At 35.7% G+C, this 15938-nt stretch carries 15 protein-coding genes; 8 read left to right on the top strand and 7 right to left on the bottom strand.

Features of this window, described 5'->3' with window-relative positions; all coding sequences use genetic code 11:
* Window position 1 precedes the first annotated feature (1 nt).
* Entirely contained in the window at window positions 2–1678 is a 1677-nt protein-coding gene (locus EGI22_RS00395; RefSeq protein ID WP_255065570.1) for a beta-xylosidase, read from the top strand.
* Between the two features lie 40 nt (window positions 1679–1718).
* Here EGI22_RS00395 and EGI22_RS00390 read toward each other — a convergent pair whose 3' ends face one another.
* The 4 genes from EGI22_RS00390 to EGI22_RS00375 all read right to left on the bottom strand — a co-directional run bounded on the left by EGI22_RS00390 (window position 1719) and on the right by EGI22_RS00375 (window position 6183).
* On the bottom strand, window positions 1719–4049 hold the full coding sequence (locus EGI22_RS00390; protein WP_255065567.1) for a sialate O-acetylesterase: 2331 nt from the start codon (window positions 4047–4049) through the stop codon (window positions 1719–1721).
* 141 nt (window positions 4050–4190) lie between these two features.
* Window positions 4191–4820, bottom strand: a complete 630-nt coding sequence (locus tag EGI22_RS00385) for a pyridoxamine 5'-phosphate oxidase family protein (protein ID WP_255065564.1) — start codon at window positions 4818–4820, stop codon at window positions 4191–4193.
* A 38-nt stretch (window positions 4821–4858) separates the two neighbouring features.
* Window positions 4859–5278 (bottom strand): GNAT family N-acetyltransferase, encoded by a 420-nt coding sequence (locus EGI22_RS00380; protein ID WP_255065561.1) that lies wholly within the window; start codon window positions 5276–5278, stop codon window positions 4859–4861.
* Window positions 5275–6183: an EamA family transporter gene (locus EGI22_RS00375; RefSeq protein ID WP_255065560.1), complete on the bottom strand. Its 909-nt coding sequence runs from the start codon at window positions 6181–6183 to the stop codon at window positions 5275–5277. The genes EGI22_RS00380 and EGI22_RS00375 overlap by 4 nt, the downstream gene beginning before the upstream one ends.
* An 84-nt stretch (window positions 6184–6267) precedes the next feature.
* On the opposite strand from EGI22_RS00375, the gene EGI22_RS00370 reads away from it, so the two are divergent.
* Window positions 6268–7737, top strand: coding sequence for a PLP-dependent aminotransferase family protein (locus EGI22_RS00370; protein WP_255065559.1), 1470 nt, complete (start codon window positions 6268–6270; stop codon window positions 7735–7737).
* Here EGI22_RS00370 and EGI22_RS00365 read toward each other — a convergent pair.
* On the bottom strand, window positions 7734–8165 hold the full coding sequence (locus EGI22_RS00365; RefSeq protein WP_255065558.1) for a hypothetical protein: 432 nt from the start codon (window positions 8163–8165) through the stop codon (window positions 7734–7736). The genes EGI22_RS00370 and EGI22_RS00365 overlap by 4 nt on opposite strands.
* A 92-nt stretch (window positions 8166–8257) precedes the next feature.
* Between EGI22_RS00365 and EGI22_RS00360 the strand changes: the two genes are divergently transcribed.
* The 3 genes from EGI22_RS00360 to EGI22_RS00350 all read left to right on the top strand — a co-directional run bounded on the left by EGI22_RS00360 (window position 8258) and on the right by EGI22_RS00350 (window position 9840).
* Complete coding sequence (locus tag EGI22_RS00360) at window positions 8258–8974, top strand: glucosamine-6-phosphate deaminase (RefSeq protein WP_255065556.1); 717 nt, start codon at window positions 8258–8260, stop codon at window positions 8972–8974.
* Window positions 8971–9375 (top strand): alternative ribosome rescue aminoacyl-tRNA hydrolase ArfB, encoded by a 405-nt coding sequence (gene arfB / locus EGI22_RS00355; RefSeq protein ID WP_255065555.1) that lies wholly within the window; start codon window positions 8971–8973, stop codon window positions 9373–9375. The genes EGI22_RS00360 and arfB overlap by 4 nt, the downstream gene beginning before the upstream one ends.
* Before the next feature lie 108 nt (window positions 9376–9483).
* Window positions 9484–9840, top strand: a complete 357-nt coding sequence (locus EGI22_RS00350; RefSeq protein WP_255065554.1) for a protease inhibitor I42 family protein — start codon at window positions 9484–9486, stop codon at window positions 9838–9840.
* 2 nt (window positions 9841–9842) lie between these two features.
* Here the strand turns inward: EGI22_RS00350 and EGI22_RS00345 are convergent, their stop codons facing one another.
* Both EGI22_RS00345 and EGI22_RS00340 read right to left on the bottom strand, forming a co-directional pair.
* Window positions 9843–11267 carry an amidohydrolase gene (locus EGI22_RS00345; RefSeq protein WP_255065553.1) on the bottom strand — a complete coding sequence of 475 codons (1425 nt, stop codon included), beginning with the start codon at window positions 11265–11267 and terminating at the stop codon, window positions 9843–9845.
* 399 nt (window positions 11268–11666) lie between these two features.
* A complete protein-coding gene (locus EGI22_RS00340; protein WP_255065552.1) occupies window positions 11667–12218 on the bottom strand; it encodes a YqgE/AlgH family protein in 552 nt (183 codons plus the stop codon).
* Between the two features lie 113 nt (window positions 12219–12331).
* Here EGI22_RS00340 and EGI22_RS00335 point away from each other — a divergent pair, with 113 nt between their 5' ends.
* The 3 genes from EGI22_RS00335 (at window position 12332) to EGI22_RS00325 (ending at window position 15892) form a co-directional block, all read left to right on the top strand.
* Window positions 12332–13417, top strand: coding sequence for a Gfo/Idh/MocA family protein (locus tag EGI22_RS00335; protein WP_255065551.1), 1086 nt, complete (start codon window positions 12332–12334; stop codon window positions 13415–13417).
* A 143-nt stretch (window positions 13418–13560) separates the two neighbouring features.
* Entirely contained in the window at window positions 13561–15063 is a 1503-nt protein-coding gene (locus EGI22_RS00330) for a serine hydrolase (protein WP_255065548.1), read from the top strand.
* A 1-nt stretch (window position 15064) separates the two neighbouring features.
* Entirely contained in the window at window positions 15065–15892 is an 828-nt protein-coding gene (locus tag EGI22_RS00325) for a serine hydrolase (RefSeq protein ID WP_255065547.1), read from the top strand.
* The last annotated feature ends 46 nt before the right edge of the window (window positions 15893–15938 follow it).

Genomic DNA, 15938 nt, shown 5'->3' with positions numbered 1-15938 from the left:
AATGAAAAAAAGAATTCTACTAGCGGTTTTTCTTGTAAATATTCAATTGTGTTTTTCACAAGAAACAAAACATATTGAAATAGATTTTAACCAGAAAGTGGGAGAAATGTATCCATTTTGGGCATTTTTTGGAGCGGATGAGCCCAATTATGCTTATATGAAAGATGGCAAAAAGTTACTTTCTGAGCTTTCTTCATTGAGTCCAGTTCCTGTTTATTTTCGGGCCCATAGTTTGCTTAATTCTGGTCATGATACTTTATCGCTTAAATGGGGATCTACCAATGTATACACAGAGGATGCCAAAGGGAACCCGGTATATGATTGGACGATAATTGATAAAATATTTGACACCTATCTTGAAAGGGGAATAAAGCCCTTGGCTCAATTTAGTTTTATGCCGGAGGCTCTTTCTACCAATCCCCAACCTTATGAGCCTCACTGGAAACCGGGAATGCCCTACAATGAAATTTACAAAGGCTGGACTTTTCCTCCAAAAGAGTATAAAAAATGGGCGGACTTGGTTTATGCTTGGGTAAAGCATTCCGTTGAGAGATATGGGAAGGCCGAAGTAGAAACATGGTATTGGGAACTTTGGAACGAACCTAATATCGGCTATTGGAGTGGAACAGTTGAAGAGTATTGCAAACTTTATGATTACACTGCAGATGCAGCAAAAAGGGCTCTCCCAACAATACGCATCGGTGGCCCTGAAACTACTGGCCCAAGTTGGGTAAAAGCAGCTGATTATTTGAAGTTTTTTTTAAATCATTGTGAAACTGGCACAAATTACGCAACAGAGAAAGTCGGTTCACCGCTTGATTTTATTAGTTTTCATGCCAAAGGATCACCAAAAATTGTGGACAATCACGTGCAGATGAACATGGGAACACAGTTGAGAGATATTTCGGAAGGATTTAGAATCGTAACTTCTTTTGAAAAATACAAAAACTTACCGATTATAATTGGCGAATCTGACCCAGAAGGCTGTGCAGCATGCGGAATGAAAACAAATCCTCAAAATGCTTATAGAAATGGCACAATGTATTCAAGTTATACTGCAGCATCTTTTGCAAGAAAATATGCTTTGGCGGATTATTACGGAGCTAAACTTTTAGGGGCAGTTAGTTGGTCATTTGAGTTCGAAAACCAGCCTTATTTTTACGGGTTTAGAGATTTGGCTACCAACGGAATTGATAAACCGGTTTTAAATGTTTTTAGAATGTTCGGGATGATGTCCGGAAAAAGAGTCAAAGTTGGTGGAGACCAAAGTTATACTTTTGAAATGGTGAGAGATTCAAGCGTTAGAGGAAAATCAAATGATATAGATGCTTTGGCGAGTATTGACCAAAACACCGCAGCAATAATGCTCTGGAATTACCACGATGATGATGTAAAAGATAAAGACGCAAAAATAGAAATAAATCTGAAAGGTTTACCCAACAAAACGATAAACTTTCACCATTATAGAATCGACGACGAAAATAGCAATGCTTACGAAGTGTGGAAAAATATGGGCTCTCCTGAAAGTCCAGACAAACAACAAATAGCCATTCTCGAAAAATCGGGTCAATTAGGGCTTTTAACTTCGCCAGAATTTATAAAAACGAATAACGGACAGTTAAAATTAAAAATAAGTTTACCTAGGCAAGGAGTTTCTTTATTGAAGTTTGATTGGTAAATTTTTTGCTTTTTGAGGAGATTTTATATCCATGTAAAGGTTAATTTACTTTAATTATTGAAAGTGTTTTTGTTGTTTCAGTGGAATTTCCAAAAAATGAAATGAAATATTTTCCACTGGGCAAAGCTTCAATATCAATGGTGTTTTCATCCGCTTTTAGCCTAAATTTTAATAGGCTTGTTCCTTGAGCATTGAATATTTCACAGCGATTATACTCTTTGGTTTTCAGTTTAATATTTAATTTTTTAGTTACTGGATTTGGATAAACCGATACGTCATTTTCTTCGGTGGAGTTGCCCAATAATATGAAACCAATGGAATTTGAAAACACACTTAAACAACCATTTTGGTCTTTTATTTGGACTTTATAGCTTCCTGATTTGGGTAATTCAAAACTTGTAAGTTTGTTTTCTGTGAACAGTGTGTCATTGATAAACCATAAAAAACTATTGGTATCTTTATTCAAATCAATTTTCGCCATTGAACCCGATAATTCTAGTTTTGCAGCGTCAGGGTTTTTATATAAAAGACAGTCATCGTTTATGTCAGCAATCATATCTCCGTCAGCGTCTGTGTCACACACATCTCCTATTCCGTCTTTGTCAAAATCTTCCTGATTTGGGTTTTTTACAGAAACGCAATTGTCTACCGTCGAGAGTACACCGTCGAGGTCGGTATCCAGGTATTGTCTTATTAGATCTGTCGCATCTACAAATATTGCTTTAGATTCAGAGAAGTCAGTAACGGCCTTGACTTCTATGATATATTCCTTTAAAAGGGGATCCAATGTTAGTAGATAGTTTTGATTTATAACTGTGTTTTTATTGGCTAAATCTTGGGGAGTATTGTTTCCAAGACTAAATTCATAAGCTACATTCTCATAATTTTTATAAACATTTGGGTTTAATGAAATCCTTAGTTTTCCATCTTCAATAGAGGTAGTAATTAATTCAGGTAAAGGAAGTTGATCATAAATAGCTACATCGTGAAATGTATAGGCTGGTATTTCTGTTTCATCAAAAATATATGGTCCAGAATATGGTTTGTCCTGAGGGTCGTTATATCTACCAGGTAAATAAGTCAGTGTTTTTCCAGGCAAATTGGAATAAGTGAGATAAAGAATGTTATTGTCTTTTTCTATTTTATCAAAAAAACCAGTGTTTTTATCAACAAAAAACTGGTCATTTAATCTTAATATTTGGTAACCATAATCCGCAAAAGGTTGAAAAGTAAGGTTTTTGTTAAAAATAAGTTTGAGTTGGTGTTTTTCTGGAAAATCGATAATTTTTTGAATATCAAGATATTGGAATCTGGTCTTGTTTTTTTCCAACGATTCGTAACCTTTATATAGCCAATCTCCAATTAGTCTATAACCCTCAAATGCAAAATGCATTCCGTCGAATTTCCAAAAGCCAAAACCTGTGGTTGGTATGACAGTTACATTATTAAACTCATGTCCAAATCGCCTTTCGTAATCTCTCAAAAGTCCGCCTTCCCAAATATGCGGTAAGTTGAAGATAGGCATCTGATAAACATAAATTTGGTCTATAGGTGGAAAGTCCGACTCCAAATTAGATTTAAATTTTCTAAAAGTATTCGGATAGCTTTTTACGCTGTTGGCACTTGTGTGTGCTTCTGACTCGCCTTGAAACAAAATAAAACCCTTTATTCTATCGATTTGTGCTTCTCTAACTCTTTTTAATAAAGTACCATAGGGAAGCGAAATGTTTTCTGGGTCTTCATTATTTCTTTCTGACAAATATTCCAAATAAGTACCTCCAATGGCGGCATTTATAAATAAAGCAGGCACGCCAGTTTTGTCAATTATTTCCTTACAAATCGACTTTCCCATGGTGCCGATGTCGTCAGGGTAAGTAAAGTCATGCCAACCATCATCGTTATGGCTTCTATCTTTGTAATAAGAAAAATTTCGGGCGAATTCACGCGGAATACTATCATTTAAAACCCAAAATCTAGCTACGGACATAGCATTTGATTGGCCATAGACTATAAATGCATCACCACAGAGTATTTTTTTTGCTTCGTTTAATTTTATGGAATCTGTATTTGTATAGCCCCAAGCTCGAAAAGCATATTGCTTTAATTGGGCTTTGATAGGAATTTTAAAGTCAAAAGACTTTTCTTTTTGTTCAAAAATTTGGGAAAGTTTGTCATCAATGAAGAAGAAGATTTTAATTTTTTTAAATTCTTCTCCCTCTATTTTACCTTTTATATCAACAAATGCAGAATCGTTTTCATTTCGAGTAAAAAGCTGCATTTCTTTTGGGAAACTATCAAATACAACTTGGGAAAATGATTTAAAAGAAACTGAAAACGTAAATACAATTATTAAAATATAATTGTTTTTCATAAGACCTTTACAGAATTTTTGAGACGCCTTTTAAGGCTTATAATTTATGTAAAGGAAACAAATTATATTTATTTATCCTGAAATACTCTGTAAACTTTATTATTCGTAAATCCAATAATTGAGAATTAAAATGGATTTTCTTTATCTTAAATGCTTTGGCAATTCAATTCCAATACTGTTTTCATCGGCAATAGGCGTAAGTTTTTTGCTTGGAATTGGGATAATTCCTGACCAAATCGGTAGCGTTTTGTCTTCTTCATCGTCATTGGGCATGCCAGTTCGCATACGAGCGGAGGCTTCAGATATTTCAAATGAAAGTAACATGGTTTTATTGACCTCGCTTGCTTTCATCTGACGTAGATATTCCCAACTATTAGGGACCATTTTCTCAGTCAATTCTTGAAAAAACAAGGCTTTTTCTTCGAAAGCATCGTGTCTTACGGCATTTGAAAACAATATTACTGATCTGTAATTTACAGAATGATGAAAAGCCGACTTGGCTACAACCAATGAATCGGTAAGCATAACAGAGATACAAACAGGCAAACCAGATTCTATTCCTCTTAAAAAATGACTGCCTACTGAGCCATGTATGTACAATTTGTTTTCTTTTCTGACAAATGCCGTAGGAATAGAAAAAGGTTGATTATCAACAGAGTAACTGACGGTGCAAAACAAGGCTTCGTCTAAAATAGAATATACCAATTCTTGATCATATTGCGTCCGACTTGGCATTCTGCTTGTAGTTGTTCTTTGTGTTTTTTGAATCATATTTTTGATGTTTTTTATTTTAAATTGCTTAAACTATTTTAGAATTCTAGTCTAAAATGATGATAGACAATCTTCATTCCTTTATTCAGATATAATCGGTGAGCATCGAATCTTTGATGTCCAGAATCAAGGTGAACAGCAGGAAGTCCTTCTGATTTAGCTTTTTCTACTACAAAATCAAATAGTTTTCCAGCATATCCTTTTCCTCGACCTTCGGGAAGCGTCGAAAGGTCATCTATATAAATGTATTTACCTTCAAAAAACGTGGTCAAATACCTAAAACCGCAAACAGACACAGCCATTTGGTTTTCTTCTATATATATAAGTGTATAAGTTTCTTTTTTCATTTCTTCGATTAAAGAAAGAAAAGACGCTAATGTTAAATGTGGTCTTAAGGCTTTCATTGCCTCAAAGCACTTTATGAAATCCGATTCTGTTTTTGCAATTTTGATATTCATATTTGTTTCATTTTTGAAAATTTTCCCATGTTTACTAACAAAAGCCCACATAATATTACGCCCAAAGCCACCAATTGTAATTTTGATATATGCTCTTGACCGAAAGTCCAGCCCAAAAACGTAGCAACGATAGGGTTCACGTAAGAATAAGTACTAACAATGGCTGGGGTTTGCACTTTAATAAGCCAAATAAATGCTAAAAATGTAATAGTGGTGCTCACTATTGCCAAATAAATAACCGCACCCCAGCCTTCAAAAGTAGCATGAGATAAATCAAAACTATTGTTAGAAGCAAAATTTAATAGCAGACAAAAAACACCAGCAGATAACAACTGGATTGATGTGTTTGGATATACAGAGGAGCTCGAAGGGTGGGTTTTTAAATATAAAGAACCCAAAACCCATAATAAACTTCCAGAAATCATAACCAGAATACTCAGAAATTGTAGGCCATCTGATGCATTTGAAACCTTGGCTGTCTTCTCTGTCATTAGTAAAATAACACCAACAAGCCCAAGGACTAGTCCTCCAATAATTAAAGGGTTTTTAAAATAAAATTTCCATTGGCTTTTATCTAATACAACAAACCAAAATGGAGTAGTAATAATAGCGGAAGCCATACTTGACGAAATATGTTGTTGAGCCCAAACTACGGCTACCACTCCACCAATAAAAATTACAATTCCCAAAATCGAATGTTTTTTTAATTCGCTTTTTTCGGGGAAGCTTTTTTTTGTAATAATCGAAAACAATAATAAGGCGGTACCACCAATTATAAAACGTAAGGCGGATAAAATAAAAGGTGGAAAAGAACCCAATGCTATTTTTACAAACAAAAAAGTAGAGCCCCAAACAAAATATATGGCTATGTATGCTAATACGAGTTTGGTTCGAAACGAAAACATTGTTTAATTTTTATTTTTTTACAAAATTCGCCTAAATTTGGACTATCATTGTAGTCCAAATTTCACAAATCTAGTAGTCCAATTATGGTTCCCTATCTTTCAACAATACAAATTGACCATCAGTCAAAAACGCCCATATATCAGCAAATATCTAATCAATTCATTTTGTTGATTCAAAAAGGAATTTTAAAACCGGGTCAACAAATTATTTCTTCGAGAGCATTAAGTGAAACTTTAAAAGTTCATCGAAAAACCATTTTAATGGCTTTTGATGAGCTAATTTTGCAGGGATGGGTAGAATCTCGCCAAAGTTCTGGAACGTTTATAGCCCAAAGTTTGCCTGAAATTAAACCCCAAACTTTAATAGAAAATACGGGTCTAGGCATGAAATTAAAGGCAGGTTTTGATATTGAAGCTAAGCCGCATTTACAAAGAGCCGTTATAACTTCAAGTGATTTATTACACCTCGATGACGGTTTTCCAGACCCACGAATTGCCCCATTGTCAGACTTAGCTCGGGCGTATCGTTCTAATCTGTTGAATGGAAATTTATATCAAAAATTGGGTTATAGTGAAACCAAAGGCACCCCTTGGCTTAGAAAAGAATTGGCCGTTTTTCTGAATGAATCAAGGGGGTTAAATATTACTGAGAATAATATAATCATCCTGCGGGGGACCATTATGGGCCTCTATCTCAGCAATTTGGCTCTTGTTAAAGCCAATGATTACGTTGCTATTGGAGAAGCCTCTTGGCAAAGTGCTAGAATAAGTTTTATGAATGCAGGAGCAAAAATCATTGATATACCCATTGATGAAAATGGAATTGTAGTAGATGAGTTAGAGGAAATTTGTAAAAAAACACCAATTAGAATGGTTTACATTACCTCTCATCATAATTATCCAACAACGGTTTCTATGAAAGCAGACCGAAGGCTGAAATTATTAGACCTTGCTCAGAGATATCGTTTTATAGTTTTTGAAGATGATTACGATTATGATTTTCATTATCAGAGTCGGCCGTTAATGCCTTTGGCAAGTGCTGATGACAAAGGGGTAGTATTATATTCAGGCTCATTTACAAAGAGTATTTCTCCAGCCTTTAGAGTTGGATATCTTGTAGCTTCTGAGGAAGTCATAGAACATTTGGCTATTCACAGAAGATTAATTGATCGTCAAGGAGACAATATGCTTGAAAATGCCATCGCCCAACTGTTACATGAAGGAATACTTCAAAAACACCTTCGAAAAGCCTTGAAAGAATATAAACAAAGAAGAGATTTTTTTTGTGAAATACTTTCAGAAACTTTGAGAGACGAAGTTTCTTTCGAAATCCCCGAAGGAGGCATGTCTGTCTGGACTAAATTTGATTCAAAAATAGATATTAAAAAAACAGCGGAAATAGCCCATAAAAATGGGCTTTATTTCTCAAATGGTTTACATCATAATATTGAAAACAAAATATTTAATTGCACAAGGTTGGGTTTTGCTTCATCCACACTTGAAGAATTACAAACCTCAATAAATATTTTAAAAAATAGCCTAACGTATTTTTAGGAGATAGTTAGCATATTTCCACTTAATGCAACCGAAAAACCCGTTGTGCTAGCATTTCCGTCACCTTTTCCCGAAGTTTTAAAGTACCAATTATGGTCTGTACACCTAAACTCCCCTGCCGAAGTATCGTAAATCATTCTATCTTGTTTTTCGTGAGGGCAAATTCTTGCAATGGCCGCATAGGCTGAGCTATCCGTTCCAGAGGAAATTCTGGCGATAATTACACTATTAATTTTCACATAACCTCCAATTTTTAAAAGTGCAGAATAGGTACTAGTGCTGAGATCTATTGAAAAAGAACCAGAGGAGCTTGGCGTTACGGTCGTGTCACTTGTAGAGCAAGATGTCAAAGTAGCGAATAGGGCCGCACCACCTAATCCCATTTTCATTAGAAATTCTTTGCGATTTAGTTTTTCTTGTAATGTCATAGATTTTTGTTTTTGAATATTATTACGGAATGCCGAGCAAAAATGTGGCTTTGTGAAAAATCAGTTTTACTTTTATTAAAAAATTCCTAGAAATGAAGATTTCAGTTTTCAAAGACGAAGAAGCTTTGTCAGATGCTGTAGCAGATTATATTATTGATTTGGTAAAGACCAATCCCAAAGCCACCATGGTGCTTACATCTGGAAGCACGCCGATATTAGCTTATCAAAAAATTACGCAAAAAGCGAACAAAGAAGATTTTGAAAATATAACAATAATAGGGTTGGACGAATGGGTTGGAATATCTGCAGAAAGTGAGGGTAGTTGTAGATATATTGTTGAAGAAAATTTATTAAAACCGCTGCAAATTCCTGAAACAAACTATACTTTTTTTGATTCCTTGTCTGATGATTTAACATCAGAATGCCAAAGAATTGATAAATTGATTTTTGAAAATGGCGGCTTAGATTTTATAATTGTAGGCTTAGGACTTAATGGGCACATCGGGCTGAACGAACCAGGGTCTTCATTTGATGCTTATTGTCAAGTTACAGATTTGGAAGAAATCACTGTGGTTACAGGCCAAAAATACTTTAATGCTAGTACCCCACTTACCCAAGGTATTACAGTAGGGTTAAAGCATTTTTTGGAAGCAAAAACAGCCATGGTTATGGCAAATGGAGCTGCAAAATCCGAAATTATTGGACGAATGGTAAACGAAGAAATAAACGAAAGTTTGCCTGCAACTGTATTAAGAAAACACAAAAATAGTTTGCTTTGGATAGACGAAGCGGCTAGTTCTAAATTATGAAAAAAGAAAGAGACTTTGGTTCGGAAATACAATACAGCACCTCTCGCAGCAGCGGAGCGGGTGGGCAAAACGTGAACAAAGTCGAAACAAAAGTAGAGTTAAGATTTAATGTAAATGCATCTATCGTTTTACAAGAAAATGAAAAAATACTGATTTTAGCTAAACTTAAAAACCAAATAAACCAGGAAGGTGAATTGATTTTAATTAGTCAAGAGAGTAGGTCTCAACTAAAAAATAAAGAATTGGTTTTGAAGAAATTTAAAAAATTAATATCTCAGGCATTGATAATCCCGAAAAGTAGAAAGCCAACAAAACCAAGCCTTGAAAAAATAGAAAAGCGACTAAAAACCAAAAAAGTAAATGCCGAAAAGAAAGCCCTAAGATCAAAGATCTACGAGTAAAGACGCAATGCATTGCGTCTCATCTCAAGAGTCTCAACATAAGCGTCTAACGGTAAAGACGCGATGCATTTTGTCTCAAGAAAAGTATCTTAACCCCAATAAACAATCATGAAAAAAATAACCCAGTTAGTCTTAATCTTAACAGCGGCAATAGCCTGTCAAAAAAAACCAAAAACCATGGGAACTAGCATAAAAGTAGGTGAGTCCATCTCTCACATATTAGATGGAAATCCCTCCACGGGCTACAATTGGAAATATACAATTGAAAACCCAGAAATAGTAAACATTACAGAAGAAATAACCTCTAAAAACCAAGAAGCAATGGTTGGAGCCCCATCAAAGTTTAAATACCAAATAGAAGGTGCCAAACCAGGAACTACCAAAATATTTTTCAAGTATTTTAGAGAATGGGAAGAGGATGTTCCGCCTGTTCAAACTGATACAATAGAGGTTAGGGTAGAATAAATTTACTTTCTATAATCAAGCGGAGGTTTTCTATCTCCAGCCAATGATTTATACTCAAATTCTTTTCCACCTCTTTTTTCATAAAGTTCTACTTTAGCTTTTTCAATAGTTGAAGTGTCAGAAAACAAGTCTTTTGCAGTAAGAGCTATAGTTTTGGCTGCATTTATCATACCTTTTTGGCCAATACTCATTCCGTCACAAGCTACTGCCTGCCAACTATGAGCGGGCACACCGGGTACCCATGTAGCAGTAGAAAGTCCAGCCGTTGCCACAACATAGCTAACGTCACCCACATCTGTAGAGGCTGTGCCTGGTGAACCCACAAAATAAGGTTTAACTTTATTGGCATTGTCTATTGGAGCCAAATTGCTGGCTGCTACCGTTTTTCGGATATCTTCTGCAAATTTTATTTCAGCGGCGTCGTATTTAATACCACCTATAAGTTCAAGGTTTTTTTGCATTGTTTTGGCAAGGGTTTCGTTTGGTAAAAGATTATACAAACCTGCCATAATCTCAAAACTCATTATGGTTTCTGTTCCATGAGCTGCTGCTTCTGCTGCTTTCATTACACGTTTCCATACTTCTTCCATACCTTGAGCACTAGGGTTTCTTACCGTATATTCTACCATTGCATAGTCGGGTACGATATTAGAAGTTAAGCCACCATTTTTGATTACATAGTGAATCCTTGTTTCTGGTGTTACGTGTTCTCTCATCATATTTACCATGTAATTCATAGCTTCAACAGCATCTAAAGCAGAACGGCCCTTTTCTGGACTTGCGGAAGCATGAGCGGCCAATCCTTCAAAGGTAAAATTAGTAACTCTGTAGGCCAAAGACGAATTAGGGCTAGCGTTGTTGTTGTCACCCGGATGCCAATGAAGTACTGCATCAATATTTTTAAATACCCTTTCTTTTACCAGATATGTTTTACCACCGCCTGCACCTTCTTCGGCGGGAGTACCTATAAGCTTTATCGTTCCTTTTATTTTGTTTTTTTCCATCCATTGTTTGGTAGAAATTGCCGCTGCAACAGAACCAACACCAAACAGATTGTGTCCGCAGCCGTGCCCGTAGCCATTAAGAGTTTTTGGTTTTCTTTGGGGAATGGCCTCTTGTGAAAGTCCCGGTAAGGCATCCATTTCCGCTAATATTCCGATTGTAGGATATCCAGAGCCAAATGTTGCAACAAAGGCAGTAGTCATTTCTCCAACACCTTTTTGTATGGTAAAACCATTCGTTTCTAATTCTTTTATTAGCAATGCAGAAGTTTTTTCTTCCATATAGCCTGGTTCGGCCCATTGCCATATCTGCTCTGACATTTGGGCATATTTTGCCTGATTTTCATTTATGTTTTTTAGAATATCATTTTGTGCCCATGATATATTGCAAAATGCTGGTAAAAATAGAAGTACAAGTTTTTTCATGTTTTGGTAAAAAATTGATTGCTAATGATAATTAAGAATTTTAAATATAAAATTAATAGTATCCGAATAAATATTAAAAATTGAATTTTCAATTCACAAACAAGTGATAATCAACAACCCAGAAGGGGTGTCATTATTAAAACAAAAATGACCCCTTTTGAGTAAAAAACCCTGAAAGGGTTTAATTTTAAAGTGATTTTTTTTATTTAATCGGACGCCAACAATATAAAATACAATCTCGTTTAGATTAGAATCATTTTGCTCTTGAACCTCACCCTATACCCATCTCAATAGGTAGGGGAACTAGGATCTCTGCTTAATTAAACTACATTGATATTTAATCAAAAAAAGATTTACTTGAAAATTAATAATCTTTTTTTAATCTTAAGTGATCTTAAATCAATTTAGCCTCGGGTCAACTGGATAATTTGCCAGGATTTTATAGTCTCCACCCATTCTTTTCAAAACCAATCGCCAAAACTCCTTTGCATTGTTTTCAAATACGACTTCGGCATCTATATCAGATAGAATCCAAGTGTTCTGAGACAATTCGCTATTCATTTGTCCTGCACCCCAGCCAGAATAACCTAGAAAGAACCGAATATCTTCTGATTTGATCGTACCAATATTGATTAAGCTTTTAACAGACTCAAAGTCTCCAGACCAAAAAATACCATTCCCCAGGTCAACAGAATCTTCAACCAAACTCCCTAAACGATGTATAAAATGTAGCGTATTCTGTTCTACAGGTCCACCTATATAGAGAGGGAAATCTACAAAAATATCATTTACAACATCCGCAATAGAATTTTTGGAAACGTTGTTTAACACTAGACCAAATGAACCTTGATCAGAATGTTCACAAATGATAACCACACTTCTCTCAAAATTTGGATCTCCCAAAAAAGGCTCTGCAATAAGAATTTTCCCTGCACTTGGTATTTCATTCATAACAATATTGTGTATTTTTGGCAAATTAGAAATTTTAGGTATTCAAACAAATAAAATCTTTGAATATGCCTTTTTTGTTTCTAAATTATTTTTTCAACCAAAATAACCTTAAAATGAAAAACAGAAGAGATTTTATTAAAAGCACGGGTTTAATAGCCGCTTCAGCCGTTTTTTCACCTCATGTATTATTAAAAGCTACTCAAACTAAGAAATCAAAGCTTGGAATTGCCTTGGTAGGTTTGGGATATTATAGTACTGATTTGATAGCTCCGGCATTGTTAAAAACAGAACATTGCGAATTAAAAGGAATAGTAACGGGCACACCTTCTAAAGTGGAGATTTGGAAAAACAAATATGGCTTGGAAGATAAAAACATTTATGATTATAATAGCTATGAACAAATTGCCAACAATCCAGATATAGATGTTATTTATGTGATTTTACCTCCTTCTATGCATAAAGAGTTTACTATTAGAGGAGCAAATACTGGCAAGCATATTTTTTGTGAAAAACCAATGGCACCATCTGTGGGAGATTGTCAGGCAATGATAGATGCTTGCAACAAAAACAAAGTAAAACTTGCCATAGGTTATCGTTGTCAGCACGATCCTAATTTACAGCAAGTGATGAAAGTGGCCAAAGATAGACCTTTTGGAAAGCCAATGATGATAAATTCTGCCGCTGGATACTTTGATGGCCGCACCACACATTGGAAACAAAGCAAAGCCATGGGCGGAGGCGTAATGGGCGATATGGGTGTGTATGCATTGCAAGGAGCCCGTATGGCTGCTGGGGAAGAGCCCATTAGCGTAATCGCTCAAGCGTCTACTACTCGTCCTGAAATATATCATGAAGTTGAAGAAACGATGATGTTTCAATTGGAGTTTCCATCGGGTGCAAGGGCTGCTTGCCAGTCGAGTTTTGGTATAAACATGAACCATTTGCAAGTAAACTACGAAAAAGGATGGCTTAAAATGGAACCCCAAAGTGGTTATGGAAACAACAAAGGCAGTATGTCAGACGGTACGCAAATAAATTTCCCTTTGGCAAGCCAACAACCCAAACAATTAGATGAAGACGCTCTTTCAATTCTTCAAAACAAGCCCATGCAAGTTCCAGGCGAAGAAGGTTTAAGAGATATTAAAGTAGTAGAGGCTATTTATAAATCTGTGAAAACTGGCGGTTTGGTGAAGATTTGAAATAACCATTGATTAAATTTCAGCTTTTAGAAAGATAAAAATTTCTGGTGTTCCTCTCAGCAATTTTTCACAAAAGCCAATTGGAGTGGGTTCTAATGTTTTTTTGCTATATTTAAGTTTCAAAAAAACACCTCTCTCAAACTATGAAGAAGCTGAGCCATATCTTGGGTATTGCATTATTTTGTTCTATTCAAAATCTTTCTGCCCAAACTGACCCTGATCAACTGGCTAGAATTAAAGCGGCATTGCCAGTTATTGATCAAATTTGCAAAGAAAATGCAGAGAAAAACCATCTTCCAAGTTTAGTATATGGCCTGGTGATAGATGGTAAAGTGATGCATTTCAATGCTATGGGACTTTCAAATATTGAAAAAAACATTCAAGCCAATGAGCAATCGGTTTATAGAATAGCCTCTATGTCAAAAAGCATTACGGCGATGGCCATTTTACAGCTTCGTGATGCTGGAAAACTCAAATTAGATGAGCCTGTTTCTAAGTATATTCCTGAAATAAAAGGACAAAAATTCTCTGATGATTCACCAGAAATCACTATCAGGCACTTGCTTACTCATGCAGCGGGTTTTCCAGAAGACAATCCTTGGGGCGATCGCCAGTTAGCAATTTCAGACGAAACAATGCTCAAGATGTTTAAAAAAGGCATTTCGTTTTCCAACACGCCAGGCGTAACTTACGAATACAGCAACATGGGTTTTGCAATGTTGGGATATATCATCAAAAAAGTATCTGGTGAGACCTATCAAAACTTTACGATAAAAAACATTTTGAAGCCTTTGGGTATGAACAATACCTATTGGGACTATATCAAAGTGCCCAAAGATCAACTTTCCTTGGGCTATAGATGGGTTGAAGACCGCTGGGTAGAGCAACCAATGCTAGGCGATGGTGCCTACGGAGCTATGGGAGGCATGCTCACCACTATAGAAGACTATGCTAAATATATGACATTTCATCTTTCGGCCACGCCATCAAACTTGCCTGAATCTAAAGTGTTGAAAAGAAGTTCATTAAGGGAAATGCACCAGCCGTGGAATTTAGGTGCTTTTAATGTTGAAAACAAAAATGCCTTGGGGAATCCATGCCCTTTTGTACTTGCCTACGGTTATGGGCTTCGATATGTCCAGGATTGCGACCATCATGTCAACATTGGCCATAGTGGAGGCTTGCCTGGCTTTGGTAGCAATTGGAAAATTTTACCTCAATACGGTATCGGTTTTGTATCATTCGCCAACCGAACGTATGCACCAGCTAATGCCTTGAATACCCAAATTTTGGACACATTGATTGCCTTAGCGGATTTAAAACCGATTCCATTAAAAGTTACACCAATTTTGAAAGAACGCCAAAGCCAATTGGTGGCTTTGTTGCCAACTTGGGAAAAAGCCGAAGCTTCAGGCATATTTGCCGAGAATTTCTTTTTAGATTATTTTCTTAAAAGCCTGAGAAAAGAATCCGAAGAAATTTATCAAAAAGCTGGAAAAATAAAGAAAGTGGGTGAAATGATGCCTGAAAACAATCTTAGAGGTTCGTTTATTTTGGAATGTGAAAATGCTAACATTAAAATTAGCTTTACACTATCTCCCGAAAAACCCGCATTGATTCAAGAATATCATATTCGCATTCAATAATATGAAACTCTTCTTACTACTTTTACCATTTTGTTTGTTCGGTCAAAACATTCCAAAAAACATGACATTGGATGAATATTTTAAGGAACTAGACCCCGAAATTCAGGTTTCTATGAAACTCCAGAATCAATCGGGTGAGGTTTTGTATGAAAGAAATAGCCAGAGAGTGGTACCGAGTGCAAGTGTTATAAAAATCCCGATTTTAATATCTTTTTTTAGTGCAAAAGACCAAAAATATTTAAAACTAAAAACAAAATACATTTTGCTGCCAAAAGATATTGTGGCGGGCTCTGGAGACTTGCAATTTGAAATTCCATTTACAAAATATTCTTACCTGTTCATTGCTCAAAAAATGATTGCTGTTAGCGATAATACAGCCACCAACATTTTAATAGAAAAGCTAGGTATGGAAACCATCCAGCAAGAGATAGATGAATGGAAACTCAAAAACACAAATTTGAGGCGAAAAATGATGGACTTCAAAGCTGTAATGGCTGGCATACAAAACACAACTTCTGCCGAAGACATGAACAGTATTTTGCTAAAACTGCTCAATAAACAAGTCCTTTCTGACAAATCTGGCAAACAAGCCTTGGAGATATTGTTAGGTTGCGAAGACCGAACCACCATTCCTAGAAACATACCTCTAAACATCCCTATTGCCCATAAAACAGGTACCTTAGATTATATCCGCGGGGATGCAGGCATCATTTTTTCAAAAAATATTTTAGTTCTCAGTGTTTTTGTAGAAAACTTTGAAAGCCATGAGCAAGCCGAAACTATTATAGGTAAAATTGGCGAACTTTCTTATTTGAATTTTGGAATTTGAGAAATTAGTCAAACTAAGAAAAAAAAGCAGAAAACCTGAAGTCTTC

Source organism: Lacihabitans sp. LS3-19 (assembly GCF_024343575.1).
Taxonomy (GTDB): domain Bacteria; phylum Bacteroidota; class Bacteroidia; order Cytophagales; family Spirosomataceae; genus Leadbetterella.
Note: the sequence above shows the minus strand (reverse complement) of the source record. Positions and strands in the feature narration are given on the sequence as shown.

Bases quoted from the DNA above. Each gene is read 5' to 3' on its own strand.
- arfB (WP_255065555.1), top strand. From the start codon at position 8,971: ATGAAAAAAGAAAGAGACTTTGGTTCGGAAATACAATACAGCACCTCT.
- EGI22_RS00365 (WP_255065558.1), bottom strand. From the start codon at position 8,165: ATGACATTACAAGAAAAACTAAATCGCAAAGAATTTCTAATGAAAATG.
- EGI22_RS00375 (WP_255065560.1), bottom strand. From the start codon at position 6,183: ATGTTTTCGTTTCGAACCAAACTCGTATTAGCATACATAGCCATATAT.
- EGI22_RS00370 (WP_255065559.1), top strand. From the start codon at position 6,268: ATGGTTCCCTATCTTTCAACAATACAAATTGACCATCAGTCAAAAACG.
- EGI22_RS00330 (WP_255065548.1), top strand. From the start codon at position 13,561: ATGAAGAAGCTGAGCCATATCTTGGGTATTGCATTATTTTGTTCTATT.
- EGI22_RS00390 (WP_255065567.1), bottom strand. From the start codon at position 4,049: ATGAAAAACAATTATATTTTAATAATTGTATTTACGTTTTCAGTTTCT.
- EGI22_RS00385 (WP_255065564.1), bottom strand. From the start codon at position 4,820: ATGATTCAAAAAACACAAAGAACAACTACAAGCAGAATGCCAAGTCGG.
- EGI22_RS00325 (WP_255065547.1), top strand. From the start codon at position 15,065: ATGAAACTCTTCTTACTACTTTTACCATTTTGTTTGTTCGGTCAAAAC.
- EGI22_RS00380 (WP_255065561.1), bottom strand. From the start codon at position 5,278: ATGAATATCAAAATTGCAAAAACAGAATCGGATTTCATAAAGTGCTTT.
- EGI22_RS00340 (WP_255065552.1), bottom strand. From the start codon at position 12,218: ATGAATGAAATACCAAGTGCAGGGAAAATTCTTATTGCAGAGCCTTTT.
- EGI22_RS00395 (WP_255065570.1), top strand. From the start codon at position 2: ATGAAAAAAAGAATTCTACTAGCGGTTTTTCTTGTAAATATTCAATTG.
- EGI22_RS00335 (WP_255065551.1), top strand. From the start codon at position 12,332: ATGAAAAACAGAAGAGATTTTATTAAAAGCACGGGTTTAATAGCCGCT.
- EGI22_RS00345 (WP_255065553.1), bottom strand. From the start codon at position 11,267: ATGAAAAAACTTGTACTTCTATTTTTACCAGCATTTTGCAATATATCA.
- EGI22_RS00350 (WP_255065554.1), top strand. From the start codon at position 9,484: ATGAAAAAAATAACCCAGTTAGTCTTAATCTTAACAGCGGCAATAGCC.
- EGI22_RS00360 (WP_255065556.1), top strand. From the start codon at position 8,258: ATGAAGATTTCAGTTTTCAAAGACGAAGAAGCTTTGTCAGATGCTGTA.